The sequence below is a fragment of the Vibrio sp. 10N.286.51.B11 genome, assembly GCF_041469245.1.
In the GTDB taxonomy this organism is placed as follows: Bacteria; Pseudomonadota; Gammaproteobacteria; order Enterobacterales; family Vibrionaceae; genus Vibrio; species Vibrio crassostreae_C.
This window is the reverse complement of record NZ_JBFRKI010000041.1, coordinates 107,595-124,141: the sequence shown is the minus strand read 5'-3', so window position 1 is coordinate 124,141 and position 16,547 is coordinate 107,595. Positions and strand designations below refer to the sequence as shown.

Below are 16,547 nucleotides of genomic sequence, written 5' to 3'. Positions count from 1 at the left end.
CTGGGTTGTCGTTGTCTTGGTGGAGGTCATAGTTGATGCAACCGTCTTCAGCGCGAGTGACGTCGATTAATTTCAACAGCTCTGCTTTTACCAGTTCGATTTTGTCTTCATTGGCCACGATGTTTGCAACGATAGTTAGCTTAGTCATAGTGTGTTCCTTTGTATGGAGTTGAAGCAGCTGATGGTGTGCTGCGTTGTTGGTTTGGGTGTATATTACGGTGATTATTGCAAAGTAAAAACAGTTTAGAAATTGATTTATTATCAAATTTAGTTTGAGAATTGATTTTTAAGTCTGACCATAAAGAGGGAATTAGATCGCGTTGTGTGGTGATGTGCACGGTGTTTATCTATTTGTTTTTGATAATAATTCAAATAATACCGCGTTTTTACCGTGTAAAATTTGCCGTAGGATGGCCAAATCAATTTCAATTCATTGGATAAATAGCCATGTCACAGATACATTTTCAACAGGGCCCAATACGCCCACCATCAGAAGCAGACAGTTTGCTTATCAGAACCACACAAGGGTGCCCGTGGAATAAATGTAAGTTCTGCACCCTTTTTGAAGGCATGGAGTTCTCTATTCGTCCGGTTGAAGATATTAAGCGTGATATCTGGGCGGCGAGGGCGTTTTATAAAAACAGAACCTTTGATAGCTGTTTTTTGCAAGATGGCGACTCATTCGCCATGGAAACCCAAGACTTACTTGACGTGCTCAATACACTGAAAGAGGCTTTTCCGGAGCTTAAACAGATCAGCTCTTATGGCCGGGCGCAGACCATGACTAAAAAATCGCCAGCGGAGATGAAAGCAATCTGCGATGCTGGGCTAAACATGCTTTACTGCGGTATGGAGTCGGGATCTATCGAGGTTCTAAAACTGATGAAAAAGGGGATCACCCCGAAATCAATCTTGAAGTCAGCCGAATATGCCAAGCAAGCGGGTATGAAAATGATGACCTTCATTATCCTTGGCTTAGGTGGAAAAGAACTGTCAGAGCAACATATCGCAGCAACGGCCGAGCTACTGAATCAAATCAACCCAGACGAAATTCGCATACTCTCGCTGGCGGTTAAATCGGGAACTGAATTGGATGAGTTAGTACAAAACGGCCAATTTACACCACTAACAGAGCGAGAGATGCTTGAAGAACAATATCAGCTTATCAGCAAGCTAGACGGCATAACGGGTAATTATGGCAACTTCCATGGCATCAATGTATTGACGGAACTTAATGGACAATTACCACAAGATAAAGAGACATTTTTGCGCACCATTGAGCACTTTATGATGATGAGTGAAAACGACCAGAATAACTTTGTTTTAGGTCGCCGCATGCACTATTACGCCACACTGAGTGATATGCGAAATCAGCTTATGTATGACAGCGTACAAAAAGAACTAGACCGAATTAAGCTGCAAAATCTTGGCAATCTTGACGATATTTTCTATCAACTCCGCCAACGTATGATCTAATAGTAAGGAACAGCGCAATGATAAACAATCTAGATAATTGGACGATTCAAAATGAAAACCCAGAGCACTGGTCGTTTAAAAATGAAGTGCTTACAATGCAAGTTCAAGAGGGCAATATCTTTGGTGCTGGCGCTAATGATGTAAAAAACATCTTTATTTATCCGGTAGACAAGCCAGAATACAGCGCGGAGGTGACGATTAATCTAGATCCGAACCTCAGTTTCGAGCAGGCTGGACTAGGGATTTACTGGGACAATGATAACTATATAAAAATCAGTAAAGAGATGTTTATGGGTGCGCGATCGCTGGTGTTTGTTGTAGAACAAAATGGTCAGCCTGATATTAAACATCGCTTATTATTCGGTGAGTCGACAGTATCGGTAAAGCTTGAAAGAAGCGACACTAAAGTTCGCGCTTATTATCGAACGCAAGATAACGACACATGGCAGTCAATTATAAGCACTGCCGCACTATCAGGGCACGAGCAAGGCGTTATGCTTTACACCTTTAGCGGCAGAATCACTGTGCCCAACTTTGCTGAATTTAGTGAGTTTGAGCTAACTGATTTGAACTAATGTGCATCCCGCATAAGATGAACTGGCCTGCTCCATTAATAAAGATTGAGTGGGTTAGTTAAGTGACGTTGCCATACTTTTAATGATCCATGTGTTGCTGAATTAGCAATTTCGCTAAAACGGAATTGTCCAGAACCTTGCTGGCGGGACGATGTAACTCAGAAATGCCCCATTGCTTGCCAGTAACGTTCAACTTCACAAATCACAGTGTGGTGGTTTGACCTACTTTTTCTTGTCTGTGTAATGTCTGTTAATCTGGGTGCCTTACCATTTAAGTACTAACGGTACAATAACTTAACCACGGTAGTTGGCGCTGCCCAGCACTTCACGCGCCGTTTGCTGGTAATAATAAGGATTTAAGAGGCTATATGAAAAGAAGCATTCCCGCACCAGTAATAGCGGTTTTATCAAACAATTTAGCTGCGCTTGAAACCCATGCAAGTCTAGATAATCTTTTTCTGTATGCTGATGCACCAGGAGAACCACCTGAAGGTTCAAAACCTGTCAAAGTGCAAGCGTGGCTAAGGCTCATTAATAAAGAGTCAGATGACCCGCTAAAGGTTCTTGGTAAGCTAATTGAGACGTTCATGGAGTTGCCAGAGCAAGAAGAGGAAGATGTTTTATTGTGGGGAACTAACGTTACCAATCACAAAAAGAATTCAAAGGAAAGCTCGAATCAATTCTTTCACAGTGCAATCTGACTTACATCGCTGGCGGTCTTGTATCTGATGGTAGTTCTGCTCCGAGTCGCTCGTTATCAGATTTAATTAAAGGTAGAGACATTCCCTCGATTGAAGCCGAATTTACAAGGGCACTAGCAAACGTAAACTCTGAACCTAGAGAATCAGTATCAGCAGCATGTAACATTTTGGAATCAATATTTAAGGTATACATTGCGGACGAACAATTAGACAAACCCCAGAAGCAAGACTTACAAAATGTTTGGAAGGTTGTGCGTGGCGACTTAGGTTTTGACCCTAAGTTAGTTCAGGACGACGATCTCAAAAAGGTACTATCGGGAATCCTATCGATTGTTGATGGTATTGGTGCTTTCCGTACACATGCTAGCTCCGCGCACGGTGAGGGACGTATTATGTATAAATTAAAGCCTCGTCATGCTCGATTAGCAGTTCATTCAGCCCATACAATAGCAATGTTCGTGCTTGAGACTTGGGACGAAAAACGTGAGTCAGCGAGACAACAAACGACTATGACAGATACTTGCTGGGAATGATCATGGCAAACACACTCTTGCCCCAATGTGTGTTTCGACCCCGCTAAGCGCTATCGGTTAACATGACTTTTTCAAGAATAAAACTATTACCAAAAGCCAATTGTTATACACCAGGTTGACTCAGCTCATTAGTTGAAATTCACTAAATTTAGCAAAATTCGGTGTGTTTGAACTTCCACTGAAGGTATAAAGCATCACTCCTTTTGCTAGTCCATTTAATGTCTTCGCAGATCCAATGACATGCCAAGACTGCTTTTGATTGCCTCCCAAGTAGGCTGTGATAGTACCCTCATTGTTTTCTAATCTAACTGAGGCTGTCGCGCCTTCAAATGAGCAGCGCTGTTTGATCTCAGGCCGACCATTTTGCTCTATAACAAACACAATCGAAAGCTCGCCCATGAACATTTCTTTGCTAATTTTGATGTAGTTGTTGTTGTCCCAGTAAATGCCTAAGCCAGCTTGTTCAAATGGCAAGGTTGGCTCTAAGGTGATGGTGACTTCTGCGCTATAATTGGGCTGAGATACGGGGTGGATGAATATGTTATCCACGTCACTTGAACCCGCGCCAAAAATATTGCCCTCTTGCACTTGCATCGACAACTGCCCATTTTCAAATGACCAATGGCTTGGGTTCTCATTTTGTATGTACCAGTCGTTTAAATTCTTCATCTCGGACTCCTTGGGTCTAAATCATGCGTTGGCGAAGGCTATAAAAAATATCTTCAAGGTCACCAAGTTTTTGCTGCTCTATGCGCTTTAGCTGTTGCTGCACCGTGTCATACATAAGCGTATTGTTCATGTCATTCAGTGTTGCATAGTGGTGGGTGCGACGGCCTAAAATAAAGTTATTTTGCTCGTTTTCTTTCATCATCATGAAATGATCAATGGTACGCAAAAATGTCTCTTTATCTTGTGGTAATTGTCCATTAAGTTCCGTCAATACATTGATGCCATGGAAGTTGCCATAATTACCCGTTATGCCGTCTAGCTGCGATACCTGCTGTGTTCTTTTATGGGATGGGAAAAGGCGGTGTTGGAGGAATTTTGGGTATGCTCTCGGTGCCACTAATGGCAATGAGTGTTTCGCCTGTCCAAGCTGCTGCTATTTTATTGCCACTTTTATGTGGAATGGATCTAATGGCGCTGTTTTATCATCGTAAAAATTGCAATTATGCCGAACTCAAAGTCATGATGCCTTTTGCGGTATTAGGGGTTATGGCCGCTTCTTACTTCATGGGCAGTCTTCCGACACACATTGTTGAACTAATGATTGGTGGATTGGCGCTGACTTTTCTGGGGCAAAAGTTATTGTTGAAGCAATCAGGTTCACCTAACCGAATCAAAGGCTATGCATTAAACCTATTATCAGGTTTTTCGAGTACGATAGCTCATGCTGGGGGGCCGCCAGCAAGCATGTATTTGCTACCCAAGAAACTGCCTAAAGAGCAACTTATCGGCACCAGCGTTGTGTTTTTCGCTGGGCTTAATTTTGTTAAGATAGTCCCATACAGTTATATGGGACAGCTTGATACACAAAACTTGATGACCTCACTCGTACTTGTACCTATTGCATTTCTGGGGGTGAGAACCGGTGTTTGGTTGGTTAACATCATCACTCAAGAGCTGATTTACAAAATCAGCTATAGCGTATTATTCATTACGGCTATAAAAATGTTGTACTCTGGAGTCACCACGCTATAAGTCATCGGCAGTATCTATAGCACTCCTTTTTCTGCTAATTGCTCAAGTATCACGTTAGTTTTCTCTCTAAAGAAATCTCTTAACAGCCGAACCGTTGGTGTGATGGACTGACGGCTCGGGCAAACCAACCAGAGTTCAGTCGGCGTTGGTTTGTACTCTTTCATAATACTCACCACTCGACCTGCTAAAAGGTCATCAGACATATCAAGGCACGATTTGATTGCCACCCCTTTACCAGCAACACACCAACGCCTCACCAGATCGCCATCATTCGAAGCTCTATTGCCTTTCAGTTTTACCTTATGAGTCGTATCCTCATGACTGAATAACCACTCATTTTGCAACACATCATGCAATTGATAAAACAACGCATTGTGCTCAAGTAGATCGTTCGGCTGAGTGGGTGCTTGATTTTCCGCTAAATAGCTAGGGCTTGCACACAGCACTCTCGGTACATCACAGATTTTAAAGCCATACATATTGGCATCGGTTGGTGAGCCATAGCGCAGAGCCATGTCGACAGAATCACGGTAGAAATCAATATTGCTATCGCTAATACTTGAACGCAGTGAGACATTCGGGTACTGCAATAAAAACTCATCTAACCAAGGAGTAATAAGGTTACGTCCCAAATCAGACGATAGCGCGATACGAATTTCACCATCAATAATGCCCAAGTCTTCATGCATATTCATTTTGGCCCGCTCAAGCATCTTTAGCGCTTCTTCACACTGAGGTAAATAACGCTCACCAGCAGAGGACAATCGCAAGTGACGGGTTGTACGGACAAAAAGCTCCGCGCCCAGTGATGCCTCAACGCGCTTTACCGCTGCACTGGCTGTGGCGGTACGCATATCTAAATTGGTTGCCGCTGCGGTGATGCTGCGAAACTCCGCAACTTTCAAAATAACCTGTAAATCTTCTAAGAGCATGATGAGACCTTCATTCGAAAAAGGGGCAGCAGTAAATGCTACGTTGCTGCTATTTATAAAGCAGTCTTAACAACAGAACAATACATATTCAATTTATTTTTGATAATAATTCAAATTAAAGCCTGTTTTTAATTTTTAATAACTCGCCTACCATAATCTCATTCGAACGACCCCGAATAAACACAAGACCAAGCGCATAACGTTTATGATTATCAAGTTATTTTAGATAATGTTTAAAAAATAATTAGATAATCAATGACAATTCTTTGTCTACACTGATTGGTATTGCCAGTGCTTACAGCAACCCACATCAATAAGGTATTGTTTTTTTAGGGTTATTATTGTTGTTAACAAGTAGAGAGATAAAGGAAATAAAGATGACTAAATTGACTATTGTTGCAAATATTGTTGCGAACGAAGATAAAGTTGAACTGGTTAAAGCAGAGCTATTAAAGTTGATTGATATCACGCGTGCTGAAGAAGGCTGCATTAACTACGACCTTCATCAAGATAACGAAAACCCAGCACATTTTATGTTCTACGAGAACTGGCAATCTCGCGAACTGTGGCAAGCACATATGGGTAATACACATTTAGCTGAATACATGGCTGCAACAGAAGAAGCGGTAGCAAGCTTTACCTTGAACGAAATGACACAGGTCGCATGATATGACGCACCAAATAATTAAAGATCTGGAGCAACGTTATACTGCTAAACGATACGATGCGACTAAGCGTATTCCACAAGAAGACTTAAGTGTGATTTATCAGGCTATTCGTCTATCAGCGTCTTCAATTAACTCTCAACCATGGAAGTTCATAATAATTGAAAGCAATGAAGCCAAAGAACGAATGAACAAAACTTTCAAGAACAAACACCAGTTTAATCAGCCACACATTAATGCAGCATCACATATTATTTTATTTGCTCACAATACTCGCTATACGCGTGCAGACTATGAAAAAGTTGTCGATAAAAGCATTAAAGACGGTAGATTAGATCCTGCAAATCGTGAACAAGCATTTGGTGGGTTTGCATTTGCCGAGTTAAACACGAGTGAATCAGGTGATACAACTGCATGGACAAAAGCCCAAACCTACCTTGCATTAGGTAATACTCTACATACTTTGGCACGATTAAATATCGATTCCACAACGATGGAAGGTGTTGATTCAGATCTAATTGGTGAAGAGTTTGAAGAGGAACTTGGTGGCTATCAATGCGACGTTGCTTTGGCGATGGGCTATCATCATAAAGATGAAGATTACAATGCAAATTTACCAAAGTCGCGCTTAGACCTTGATACTGTTTTGACGGTTTTGTGAACCTAATGACCTATCCTGAAATGGACTGACACTTGTCAATTTTAACGCTTGATGTCGTTTATCGAGCGTTATTTGAAGAAGTATGTGGTCTAAGTTTATTGTTGTGGGTAGGTGAATTGAGCCATTACATTAGCGACTTTGCAATACCCTAAATAATCCGTTAAACGCTAATTTACCAATCTATATAGCTCACTTATGTCCAATAGTTACTTAGGACAAACCAACATACTACAATAGGAAATTTTTCCGGCTTAGTTATTCGTTATCTTCACTCAATGCAAATTTGATCTCGTCAGAAGAGAACCCCTTTCGACTTAGCATCGCGTAAGCCTTAGAGCGTTCTTTATGATCGTTTAGGTCATAAGGCTTCTTCTGCAACTGTTCTATACACGAAGAATAGAAATCTAGCTGCTCTTCATTAATCAATCGGTCGATGAGCGATGACAGTTCACTTGTGTCAATTTGTCGTTGTCTAAGTTCTTGCTGAATGGCAGTCAGTCCCTTGCCTTTACGAGCGTACTTGAGCACCTCTTTTTCCAAGTCGGCTTTCTCGGCCTTAATTTGAATGTTACTTTTCAGTTGATGCGCTTGTGGGTGCTGGTCAATCGCTACCTTAACTTGTTGATAGCTAAAGCCACGCTTTTGCAGTGTCGCAACCAGCTTTTCACGGCTCATGGTAAAGCTTGAATAGTAGTGGTTGATTCGGTCTATCAAGATGGTTTGTTCATCAATAGACTTTTCGAACGACACTTTATGGATTGCATCAGAAATCACTGAATCGGTCAGCCCCTTCTTCTTCAGTTTTTCGACAATGTATCGAGAACCGAATTCACCAGAGAAAGCTTGTTCCACGAATTGTTCTGCAAACACTTGGTCAGACTTGAGATACCCGAAGCCTTTCAAAGTATTCAACGTTTCATCGATCCATTCTTGATTGTCGGTTTTCACTTTGAGCTTCGCCACTAACTTGCTTTCCGTCATGTCTCTCTGAGTTAAATGCCACATCGCAGAGTTCATAACACTTTCAATTCGCGTCGCTTTTCTTACCGTTGTATTTCTAGTATTCGTTTTTTGCTGTGAATCGTCCATTCGATTTCAACTTTCCAGATTAAGCCTACCCCATCATAACGTAATTCTAAGGTGGTTGAGTGACATAAAAGAATGAAGCTCAACATAAGCGGCAGCCAATAAAAATGGACGCTTGTTCAGCGTCCATTTGATATCACATTAAGAATGATGGCTCTAAGCCATGCTTAGCTTTTTCGTAATAGCTTTTCATACTAGATCTTTCGTTTAGTTCTCTTCGTGATTGTAAATATGTACATCTCGTTGAGGGAATGGAATCGTGATGCCTTCTTCATCGAAGCGTTTCTTCACGGTTTCCGTTACATCCCAGTACACATCCCAATAGTCATCAGTCTTAACCCAAGGTCGTACTACGAAATCAACAGAAGACGTATTCAAGGTATGAAGCTTGATCATATGCTCTGGTTTTTTCAACACTAGAGGGTGTGCAAGAATGATGTCGTTCAATACCGCTTTCGCTTTATCGATATCATCTGAATAACCAATACCGAAAACCATATCAACACGTCTTACACGTTCTGCCGTGATGTTGTTGATCACGTCACCCCAAATCTTGTTGTTTGGGATCACCAAGCGTTGGTTATCAATGGTTTGAACAGTCGTCGATACTAAGCTCATGTCTTTTACCGTGCCTTGCACGCCTGCCACTTTAACCATGTCACCGACGTCATAAGGACGGTAGATCAAGATCATCAAACCCGATGCAAAGTTAGATAGTGTGTCTTGCAATGCGAAACCAATGATGACACCGGCTACACCGAAACCAGTAAGAAGAGGTGCTAGCTCTATCCCTATTTGAGACAGTGCGATAAGCAAACCAATAAACACGACCGCTTTAGATGCGATGGATACAAAGAAGTCCTGCATCAATACACTGAAGTCCATTTTAGAGTGCGAAACACTCTTACGAACGGTTTTGCGAGCCACGTTAGCAATAAGGCGAGTTACATACAAAATACCGAGAAACAGAGCAAGTTTAACGATAAAAGAAGGGGTATTTTCAAAAGCCCATGAACTGAACGAACGAAGCCAACCATCCAACAGCTCCAGTGCAACATCAACATCCAACACATCGGCGTTAATGTCACCTGTCGTCGCTAGCAAAACACGTTTGTACGAAGTCACATCCACGCCAAACGGTTCCATTAGCGTGATGGTTTCTTCTAAGCTCGCGACCATAACGCTAGTACGCTCGCTGAAACGCTCAAGCTCCTTTTTAATCGTCGCTTTCTCTTCTTCATTCACAAAAGACAAACGCGCTTCTAGATCTTGTCGCTGTGTGTCTGTGTAAAGAATGGCATTAGTCAGGTATTTAGAACGAGCAATTAACGCCGTTTTAAGTTCACCTTTAGGAACAGCAACATCAACACCACGCTCTTTCGACCAATTTAAGGTCTTAGCAAGCTGCTGATAATAGACATCCATCATTCCGATTCGTTTTTGAATACGCAATTCAAGGCGTTTTTTAGCGTCACCCTCAGCGGAACGGTTTTCTTTACTCATTGAAACGATTTTAGTTTCATTCAACGACAGCAATTTTTGTAGCAGTTCGACCTGCTGAGCAAGAGTGACATCCAGCCCCTCTTTTTTATCTGACGATAGCTGTGAAAAAATCTCTTCGCGTAGGCCCTGATTCTTACGCCTTAAGATATCTTCAAGAAAGGGCTTCTCAGCATCATGCGCCGTTTCTAATGTTGCTAGATCGAGCATTAACTGATCTTGTACTTCTGCGATTTTCTCAACGCTCTGCGCATAACTTCCAAATGCGACAAACGCCAACATTAACAATAGACAACGCCAAACCTTCATCATATTAATTCCTATTACTGTCTAAATTGACCCTATAAATAGTAGTAAAAAGAATATGGATAACAAGCATTTAAACGTATGTTATGCTAAAAATTCGCAAATTATCAGCCTTCTTCTAATATTTGAGAGTTCCAATCCCCTCTTATGACCTGTAGAGTACGCATCCAACAAAGAACAACGACCAATATCTTCATTCTGGCACATGCACTAAAGCGCCTTAAATAGGATGTTGGCTCACAGCAAGAGATCATAAAAATGAACAACGAACTTGATATTATTGAGTCTCTAGAAGAACTAGAGCAATTCCTAATTTCAGTGGAAGCTGGTGGTTTAGGCCTTGAAGGGGTTGAAGGTGTAGGCATGGCAACCAATAATTCAGATGGTCGTCACTTCGTTGCTGTATTCAACAGCAGTCACAAAGTTCTGCTTGCTCGCTGGATCACCAAAGAAGTGTTTGATAACGGTAAAGACTTGGTACGTAACGGCCCTCGCCGCACTCACTAAGCCTTTCCAATAGCACCAATGATTAAAGCCCAACACATTCACTGACGGTCTGTTGGGCTTTTTTGTATCGCCTCATCTTGGTTAGACCACTCGATACAGAATAATTAGCGATAACTTTCAGTTGTTGTGAACTTTAGCTAGAACTCAAGGTCGTATTCGCGTGAATTGGTGTTTATGCGTCTTTTATCGTGTACCTGCCGTTTTCCGCGTTTATACATAGTTTCACTTTAACCATTTTATGACTTGTGGCGCGAAGAGAACTTATCTAAGCTAGCCACAATTCAATGAGCTGGCTTTAACTAATAACAAATTTGATTACTGACTAATTTGCTGAACACATCACTACTTTTCTTATCCACAAAGAACCGCCGACAAAAGCATTCGCTTTGGGCGCTCTTCCTTACCGGACTGGTTATCGTAACTTGTCTGGCGAGCACTCTGGCCGTAAAGAAAGTATCGTTATCTGCATCCGCTAATGGTCAATCAGTCCTAGTTGGCGCACAAACTCATACAGAAACCAGTAACCCTCAAACCGACATCGCTTCTTCAGAAAAAATGGCCACTCTATACGCCAGTGTTTTCGGCTTAGAAGCCTCAAAAATGTTAACGTCCCCCAATTCAAGTTCATGCAGCCTAAGTTCAAAAATGCTGACCTTTGCCGCCCCAAAAACCGGCTGGCTGATCCCATTCGTACTTATTATTGCTGTTGCGTTTAACTTACCTCCTCACATCTCGAGATTATCTAGAGACAATCATCGCTCTACTCGACCGACAAAACACCGATTGCATCTAAAGCACTGTATATTTAGAGAGTAAATAACCGGGCTACTACACCCTTTTATTTATTTTTTGGAGATACATTTGTGTACAACACACTACTAACTAAGTTTGTCGATTCATTGGCATTCTCTATGCGTACATGCGCGAAAACCTTAGTCACTGCCCTTTTGGTTATGACGTCATTTACCGCCTTGGCACAGACAACGGGCTGGCTTAGTGTGCCTGAGCATCCGCCTGTTAAAATGCGAATGATGTCGACGGGTGAACAGTCGGATGACGGCTCTAAGATCCAAACCGTGCTCGATGTCGTGCTCGACGGCGACTGGAAAACCTATTGGCGCAGCCCAGGCGAAGGTGGCATTCCGCCAAGCTGGGACTGGTCTGGTTCAACAAACATTGAGTCAGTAGAGTGGCACTGGCCGATACCTAAATACTACGAGCAGCTTGACGTCATGACGTTAGGCTACAAAAAACATGTCAGCTTTCCTGTCACTTTATCCCTGAAAGACAACACGAAGCCTGCGATATTCAGGGCATCGTTTACCTTTCCGTCGTGTACCAATATCTGTGTGTTAACCGATTACGATATCGAACTGCCGATTGACCCACAAACTTTAGCGCTCGATGAAGAAGCGATGTTCTTGTTCAACCAAGGCATGAGCCAATCTCCACGAGAAGCTAATCGCACTTCAGTCAATGGTCTATTTTGGGACAAGAGCAAGCAGCAACTGGTTACTCAGCTGACAAGTAAAAATGGCTGGGATAAGCCGATGGTGTTGATTGACGGGCAAGAAGTGATTGATGACTTCTTCTCTCAACCAAGCGTCCACATCACAGACAATACAATGACGGCCGTATTTGATGTGAGCAACTGGATAGGTGAAGTCGACTTAACGGACCGTAACGTGAGTGTCACCGTTTCAGACACTAATTTCGCCGAAGAGATGACGGCCAAAGTTGGCTCAGAACCGATCGCTTACCAAACAAGCAACAACGGCTTTTTGGCGATGATAGGCTTCGCTTTAATTGGTGGTTTGATCCTCAACATCATGCCATGTGTGTTGCCAGTCTTAGGAATGAAATTAAACAGCATCAGTCAAAACCAAGGTGCATCTAATCGTCATATTCGACTCTCATTCTTAGCTTCTGCTTCAGGTGTCATTACATCATTTGCGCTGTTAGCCCTAGGTATGACCGCTCTAAAAATGGGTGGTAATGCAATTGGCTGGGGAATCCAGTTCCAAAATGTTTGGTTCATCGGGTTCATGCTGATCATCACTTTGCTGTTTTCGATTAACCTGCTTGGGTTATTCGAATTCAGACTACCATCAGGTTTAAACACCTGGATGGCAACCAAAGGCGATGACTCACATTCAGGCCACTTTGTTCAAGGCATGTTTGCAACGCTGTTAGCAACGCCGTGTAGCGCGCCATTCCTAGGAACCGCTGTCGCGTATGCACTTGGAGCAAGCTACCAAGAGTTATGGGCTATCTTCATCACGCTTGGTATCGGTATGAGTGCGCCTTGGTTGATCTTTGCGCTATTCCCAAGCCTAACCAAATTGCTTCCAAAGCCTGGGGCGTGGATGTTCAAAGTTAAGCTGGTATTTGGCTTAATGATGTTCATTACCAGCCTATGGCTAACAAGCCTCCTTAGCCCATTCATTGGTAAATTCCCAACTATCCTGCTGTCGCTATTTATCGTGATTTCAGTATTGATTTGGATTGGCCGTAAGTTGGGTCGCAAGGTGCTTATTCCTATCGTCGCAACCACAACCTTGGTGTTTGGTGCTGCATTGATCGTCGGTAGTGTCACCGCTGATAACTGGGCGACTCCGATTGTTGACGATCTCGCTTGGCAAAAGCTGGATGCGAAGCAAATCCCTCAGCTCGTTGATGAAGGCAAAACGGTGTTTGTTGATGTGACTGCTGATTGGTGTATCACTTGTAAAGCCAACAAGATCGGCGTCATCCTTCAAGACCCTGTCTACAGTCACCTACAGCAAGAAGACATTGTTTTGATGAAAGGTGATTGGACAACACCAAGTGAAAGTGTCACTCAATACTTACAAAGTAATGGGCGATTTGGTGTGCCATTTAATATCGTCTACGGCCCGAGCTATAAAAGCGGTATTCCACTGCCTGTCATTCTCAACAGTGACACTGTCGTTCAAGCCATCGACGCTGCGAGATAACTGATGAAGACTCCCAACAATGAAGATAAATCTAGCACGATTGAAGACGACGCTGTAAAGGGTGAGGCCAAAAAGCCAAGTCGTCTTAAGAAGTGGGGAAAGGAACTGGTTTCAATGATATTGATCGTTGGCGTGGTTTCATTTGCCATGGACTTTTATCACAGCAGAAGCATGCCTCAGGGCGATGCGATTCCAATTGTGGGTCAATCGCTCCAAGGCGAAGATATTGATGTTATCGAGCTAAGCAAAAATGGTAAGCCAGTCATTGTCTATTTTTGGGCGACTTGGTGTGGTGCCTGCAAATTTGTAAGCCCGACGGTTAATAGCTTCAGTGATTCCCATCAGGTGGTTTCGGTCGCTCTATCGTCTGGTCCAGACGAACGTGTCCAGCGCTACTTAGAGGCGAAAGAGTATGACTTCCCTGTGATCAATGATCTCTCTGGATCGATCAGCAGAAGTTGGGGAGTCAATGTCACGCCAAGTATTGTCATCATCAAAGATGGAAAGATTAGCAGTATCGCAACCGGCGTTACATCCCCTATCGGCCTGTGGTTAAGAACCTACTTTGCCTAAATCGCTCACAAAGAAAAACAGAGCAAAGCTAAGTAAATAAACCGACTCAGCCAGTTTAACAAACAATATTAATGTAAGCGCAACCTAATAAGCGCTCACGATTATCACGAATTTGAGAAAAGACAATATGAAAAAGCATCTGATAAGCGCACTGATTATAGGCTCATTAATGAGTACTAATGCCTTCGCAGAATTAAACAAAGAACAAACTCAACAACTTGAAGAAATTAATCAATTCCTGAAGGAAAATCCATCGACGATCTCTGGATTGCATACCAGTTTAGAGCAGTACGTAGCAGGTCAAGAGCAAACGAAAAAAGCCCAAGCGGAAAGCCATGATTGGTTATACAACAATGACGCCCACCCAATCACGGGCAATCCGGATGGCAAATCGGTCATCATTAACTTTACCGACTATAACTGCCCTTACTGTAAGCGCTTGGAAAAAGGCTTGGTTCAATTAGCCTCTGAAAACAGCGACATTAAAGTGATCAACGTGTACTTATCGTTTAAGCAGCAACAGGTTTCGGGGCTAGACACCAACGCGGCGCTATACGCGATGAAAGTATGGAAAGATAACCCAGAAGCATTCCCTGAAGTTGATAGATTGCTGATGGCGAAAAGCGGTATTCACTCGAAAAGCTCACTAGAAGCCGTTGCCAAGAAGACGGGAACAGAGGCGGAACTAAAAACAACTCAAGAACAAAACCAGGTTCTAACCACTAACCATCAAACGTTCAGTGCACTCGGCTTAACGGGCACTCCAACCATGATGATGAACGGAAATGTTTTACCAGGGTATGTGCCTTACGACCGACTTAAAGATATCGTGGATGACGCTTTTTAATCGTGCGTAGATAGAGATAAAGACTCGAAAGAGAAGTGAATAAAAGCCGACTCGCGCAACCCGCAGTCGGGTTTTTGATGAGTTTAAGATAATGTTTTCAATATTATTTTTGAAATAGAAAAGCAGTCGAAGTGTCACTATCTTGCAATGGATTCTTAATCTAGCCTCGCTACTCTAAAAGCAGTTCTCTCGATGAGTCCAAGACGTGCTTACTCTAGACAACTGTCCTTTGACCGAGCCTAGCTCGGTCTTTTTTTACGTGTTTTAGATAACAACACAGTGCATTAACACGGAAACGTCCAACCGACTGAGCCTTAACTCAGCAAGCGACAAACAAGCGCACCCGGCTCCCTTAGCGCATCCACGTTATAGCTAAGGACACGTCCGGCAGACGGCGCGTGATAACGGCGACACTCATTACCAAAAGCGTCATATTGAATGGCCAATAAATCATCTTGCTCTACGCTCTGCAGAAGCTCAACCTGCGGCAATACAAAGCCACCAATATCAGCGCGGATAGAAACCACATCATTACCCTCTATCCAATCCATGCTCGGCAGCTGCATTTTCTCGGGATGATTTATTTCAACCTCGAACATTTCATAATAAGATAGCATGTTAAAAACACCGTCTACCGCTCGTTGAATCATGTCAGGCTGAGTAAATTTCCCCATCCCAACTTCCACCGTGATGCTCGGAATTCCACTTCGATTCCAAACCGTTTCCAAAATACCTGGGTCACCAGGGTCATTCAGAACACAATCGGGCTGCATCAGCCTCGCCATCTCCAAACATTGTTCTATGCGGTAATCAGCAAACACATAAAGTGGATAAACTGCGCCACGAGTTTGAGTGTGGAGGTCAACGGCGAAGGTGGCATTATGCTTAAGCAAACGCTCCCACAAAGACGCAACAAAGCGCTCCGCAGCCAAGCCATTCGCGTCACCCGGAAAGAGTCGATTAAGATTAGCAGGGCAAGAACCCGGATCCGAAGAGATGAAATCACGGCTATGGTTCAGCAAGCCAGACAGATTCACAGTAGGTACAATCGTTACCGTGCCTTTGAGCGTTTTACCGACTAAGTCCCTGATAATTTGCTGTGCAGCCAACACTCCGTTTAGCTCATCACCGTGAATACCGGCGGTGATCATCAAACTAGGACCTTCTTGACTGCCTTTGAAAACAGAAACCGGCATGTTCTTAGGTTGCCCTAGCCCATCACTGGTGACTTGAAACCAAAACTGGTGCTCTCCAACGGGTAGGTCTTCAACATTCAAGGAGCCAATAACCTGCCTACCTTGTAAAACATCGCCTAAGTACTCTGTTTTCATCCAACGTCTCCATATTGTTGAGCAGAATCTATTCTCTTCTAAGTTTTTGCATCATAGAGGATATCCTTACCAGTACAAGCAGTTAATCAGATTAACAAGCTCTCAGCGCAGCCAAAATTCACCACCATCGACATACGTGATTGCAAGGTAAAACTTGCCAATGTGACCTTTGAAATAC

General features: G+C 43.0%; 18 protein-coding genes. 11 read left to right on the top strand and 7 right to left on the bottom strand.

What is annotated here, in order from left to right; translation table 11 throughout:
* Nucleotides 1-148, bottom strand: a 148-nt coding sequence (locus AB4154_RS20335; protein ID WP_372123973.1) for a putative quinol monooxygenase, incomplete at its 3' end; no start/stop codon positions are given.
* A 299-nt stretch (nucleotides 149-447) separates the two neighbouring features.
* Here AB4154_RS20335 and AB4154_RS20330 point away from each other — a divergent pair.
* The 4 genes from AB4154_RS20330 to AB4154_RS20315 all read left to right on the top strand — a co-directional run bounded on the left by AB4154_RS20330 (nucleotide 448) and on the right by AB4154_RS20315 (nucleotide 3,285).
* Nucleotides 448-1,476, top strand: a complete 1,029-nt coding sequence (locus tag AB4154_RS20330; protein WP_055023927.1) for a radical SAM protein — start codon at nucleotides 448-450, stop codon at nucleotides 1,474-1,476.
* A 17-nt stretch (nucleotides 1,477-1,493) separates the two neighbouring features.
* The gene (locus AB4154_RS20325; RefSeq protein ID WP_198589518.1) at nucleotides 1,494-2,051 is read left to right on the top strand and encodes a DUF1349 domain-containing protein; all 558 of its coding nucleotides are present in this window, start codon (nucleotides 1,494-1,496) and stop codon (nucleotides 2,049-2,051) included.
* Nucleotides 2,052-2,419: 368 nt separating this feature from the next.
* On the top strand, nucleotides 2,420-2,752 hold the full coding sequence (locus tag AB4154_RS20320) for a hypothetical protein (protein WP_372123966.1): 333 nt from the start codon (nucleotides 2,420-2,422) through the stop codon (nucleotides 2,750-2,752).
* Nucleotides 2,753-2,919: 167 nt separating this feature from the next.
* Nucleotides 2,920-3,285 (top strand): abortive infection family protein, encoded by a 366-nt coding sequence (locus tag AB4154_RS20315; protein ID WP_372123964.1) that lies wholly within the window; start codon nucleotides 2,920-2,922, stop codon nucleotides 3,283-3,285.
* Nucleotides 3,286-3,405: 120 nt separating this feature from the next.
* On the opposite strand, the gene AB4154_RS20310 is transcribed toward AB4154_RS20315, so the two are convergent.
* Nucleotides 3,406-3,954, bottom strand: a complete 549-nt coding sequence (locus AB4154_RS20310; RefSeq protein ID WP_136974665.1) for a DUF1349 domain-containing protein — start codon at nucleotides 3,952-3,954, stop codon at nucleotides 3,406-3,408.
* A 16-nt stretch (nucleotides 3,955-3,970) separates the two neighbouring features.
* Nucleotides 3,971-4,360: a hypothetical protein gene (locus tag AB4154_RS20305; RefSeq protein ID WP_170962819.1), complete on the bottom strand. Its 390-nt coding sequence runs from the start codon at nucleotides 4,358-4,360 to the stop codon at nucleotides 3,971-3,973.
* Between AB4154_RS20305 and AB4154_RS20300 the strand changes: the two genes are divergently transcribed.
* On the top strand, nucleotides 4,303-4,986 hold the full coding sequence (locus AB4154_RS20300; protein WP_372123962.1) for a sulfite exporter TauE/SafE family protein: 684 nt from the start codon (nucleotides 4,303-4,305) through the stop codon (nucleotides 4,984-4,986). The two genes, AB4154_RS20305 and AB4154_RS20300, sit on opposite strands and share 58 nt — an antisense overlap.
* 14 nt (nucleotides 4,987-5,000) lie before the next feature.
* Here the strand turns inward: AB4154_RS20300 and AB4154_RS20295 are convergent, their stop codons facing one another.
* Entirely contained in the window at nucleotides 5,001-5,918 is a 918-nt protein-coding gene (locus AB4154_RS20295) for a LysR substrate-binding domain-containing protein (protein ID WP_372123960.1), read from the bottom strand.
* A 377-nt stretch (nucleotides 5,919-6,295) separates the two neighbouring features.
* Between AB4154_RS20295 and AB4154_RS20290 the strand changes: the two genes are divergently transcribed.
* Together AB4154_RS20290 and AB4154_RS20285 are read left to right on the top strand one after the other, a co-directional pair.
* Complete coding sequence (locus AB4154_RS20290; RefSeq protein WP_136974669.1) at nucleotides 6,296-6,586, top strand: putative quinol monooxygenase; 291 nt, start codon at nucleotides 6,296-6,298, stop codon at nucleotides 6,584-6,586.
* Nucleotide 6,587: 1 nt separating this feature from the next.
* Nucleotides 6,588-7,244, top strand: coding sequence for a nitroreductase family protein (locus AB4154_RS20285; protein WP_136974670.1), 657 nt, complete (start codon nucleotides 6,588-6,590; stop codon nucleotides 7,242-7,244).
* 255 nt (nucleotides 7,245-7,499) lie between these two features.
* Here AB4154_RS20285 and AB4154_RS20280 read toward each other — a convergent pair whose 3' ends face one another.
* Nucleotides 7,500-8,333, bottom strand: a complete 834-nt coding sequence (locus AB4154_RS20280; protein WP_372123958.1) for a RecX family transcriptional regulator — start codon at nucleotides 8,331-8,333, stop codon at nucleotides 7,500-7,502.
* A gap of 204 nt (nucleotides 8,334-8,537) precedes the next feature.
* On the bottom strand, nucleotides 8,538-10,142 hold the full coding sequence (locus tag AB4154_RS20275) for a mechanosensitive ion channel family protein (protein ID WP_136978909.1): 1,605 nt from the start codon (nucleotides 10,140-10,142) through the stop codon (nucleotides 8,538-8,540).
* A gap of 252 nt (nucleotides 10,143-10,394) precedes the next feature.
* On the opposite strand from AB4154_RS20275, the gene AB4154_RS20270 reads away from it, so the two are divergent.
* From AB4154_RS20270 to AB4154_RS20255, 4 genes are all read left to right on the top strand, one after another.
* Entirely contained in the window at nucleotides 10,395-10,643 is a 249-nt protein-coding gene (locus tag AB4154_RS20270) for a hypothetical protein (protein ID WP_017062732.1), read from the top strand.
* Between the two features lie 911 nt (nucleotides 10,644-11,554).
* Nucleotides 11,555-13,618: a protein-disulfide reductase DsbD family protein gene (locus AB4154_RS20265; RefSeq protein ID WP_372123972.1), complete on the top strand. Its 2,064-nt coding sequence runs from the start codon at nucleotides 11,555-11,557 to the stop codon at nucleotides 13,616-13,618.
* A gap of 3 nt (nucleotides 13,619-13,621) precedes the next feature.
* Nucleotides 13,622-14,191, top strand: coding sequence for a protein disulfide oxidoreductase (locus AB4154_RS20260; protein WP_229647366.1), 570 nt, complete (start codon nucleotides 13,622-13,624; stop codon nucleotides 14,189-14,191).
* 127 nt (nucleotides 14,192-14,318) lie between these two features.
* Complete coding sequence (locus AB4154_RS20255) at nucleotides 14,319-15,038, top strand: DsbA family protein (RefSeq protein ID WP_065583707.1); 720 nt, start codon at nucleotides 14,319-14,321, stop codon at nucleotides 15,036-15,038.
* 314 nt (nucleotides 15,039-15,352) lie between these two features.
* Here the strand turns inward: AB4154_RS20255 and AB4154_RS20250 are convergent, their stop codons facing one another.
* Nucleotides 15,353-16,369 (bottom strand): succinylglutamate desuccinylase/aspartoacylase family protein, encoded by a 1,017-nt coding sequence (locus AB4154_RS20250; protein WP_017071615.1) that lies wholly within the window; start codon nucleotides 16,367-16,369, stop codon nucleotides 15,353-15,355.
* Nucleotides 16,370-16,547 lie beyond the last annotated feature (178 nt).

Coding starts and splice junctions, on each gene's coding strand:
- AB4154_RS20260 (WP_229647366.1), top strand. CDS start 13,622: ATGAAGACTCCCAACAATGAAGATAAATCTAGCACGATTGAAGACGAC.
- AB4154_RS20330 (WP_055023927.1), top strand. CDS start 448: ATGTCACAGATACATTTTCAACAGGGCCCAATACGCCCACCATCAGAA.
- AB4154_RS20275 (WP_136978909.1), bottom strand. CDS start 10,142: ATGATGAAGGTTTGGCGTTGTCTATTGTTAATGTTGGCGTTTGTCGCA.
- AB4154_RS20290 (WP_136974669.1), top strand. CDS start 6,296: ATGACTAAATTGACTATTGTTGCAAATATTGTTGCGAACGAAGATAAA.
- AB4154_RS20265 (WP_372123972.1), top strand. CDS start 11,555: ATGCGTACATGCGCGAAAACCTTAGTCACTGCCCTTTTGGTTATGACG.
- AB4154_RS20300 (WP_372123962.1), top strand. CDS start 4,303: ATGGGAAAAGGCGGTGTTGGAGGAATTTTGGGTATGCTCTCGGTGCCA.
- AB4154_RS20285 (WP_136974670.1), top strand. CDS start 6,588: ATGACGCACCAAATAATTAAAGATCTGGAGCAACGTTATACTGCTAAA.
- AB4154_RS20320 (WP_372123966.1), top strand. CDS start 2,420: ATGAAAAGAAGCATTCCCGCACCAGTAATAGCGGTTTTATCAAACAAT.
- AB4154_RS20250 (WP_017071615.1), bottom strand. CDS start 16,369: ATGAAAACAGAGTACTTAGGCGATGTTTTACAAGGTAGGCAGGTTATT.
- AB4154_RS20255 (WP_065583707.1), top strand. CDS start 14,319: ATGAAAAAGCATCTGATAAGCGCACTGATTATAGGCTCATTAATGAGT.
- AB4154_RS20295 (WP_372123960.1), bottom strand. CDS start 5,918: ATGCTCTTAGAAGATTTACAGGTTATTTTGAAAGTTGCGGAGTTTCGC.
- AB4154_RS20270 (WP_017062732.1), top strand. CDS start 10,395: ATGAACAACGAACTTGATATTATTGAGTCTCTAGAAGAACTAGAGCAA.
- AB4154_RS20280 (WP_372123958.1), bottom strand. CDS start 8,333: ATGGACGATTCACAGCAAAAAACGAATACTAGAAATACAACGGTAAGA.
- AB4154_RS20325 (WP_198589518.1), top strand. CDS start 1,494: ATGATAAACAATCTAGATAATTGGACGATTCAAAATGAAAACCCAGAG.
- AB4154_RS20310 (WP_136974665.1), bottom strand. CDS start 3,954: ATGAAGAATTTAAACGACTGGTACATACAAAATGAGAACCCAAGCCAT.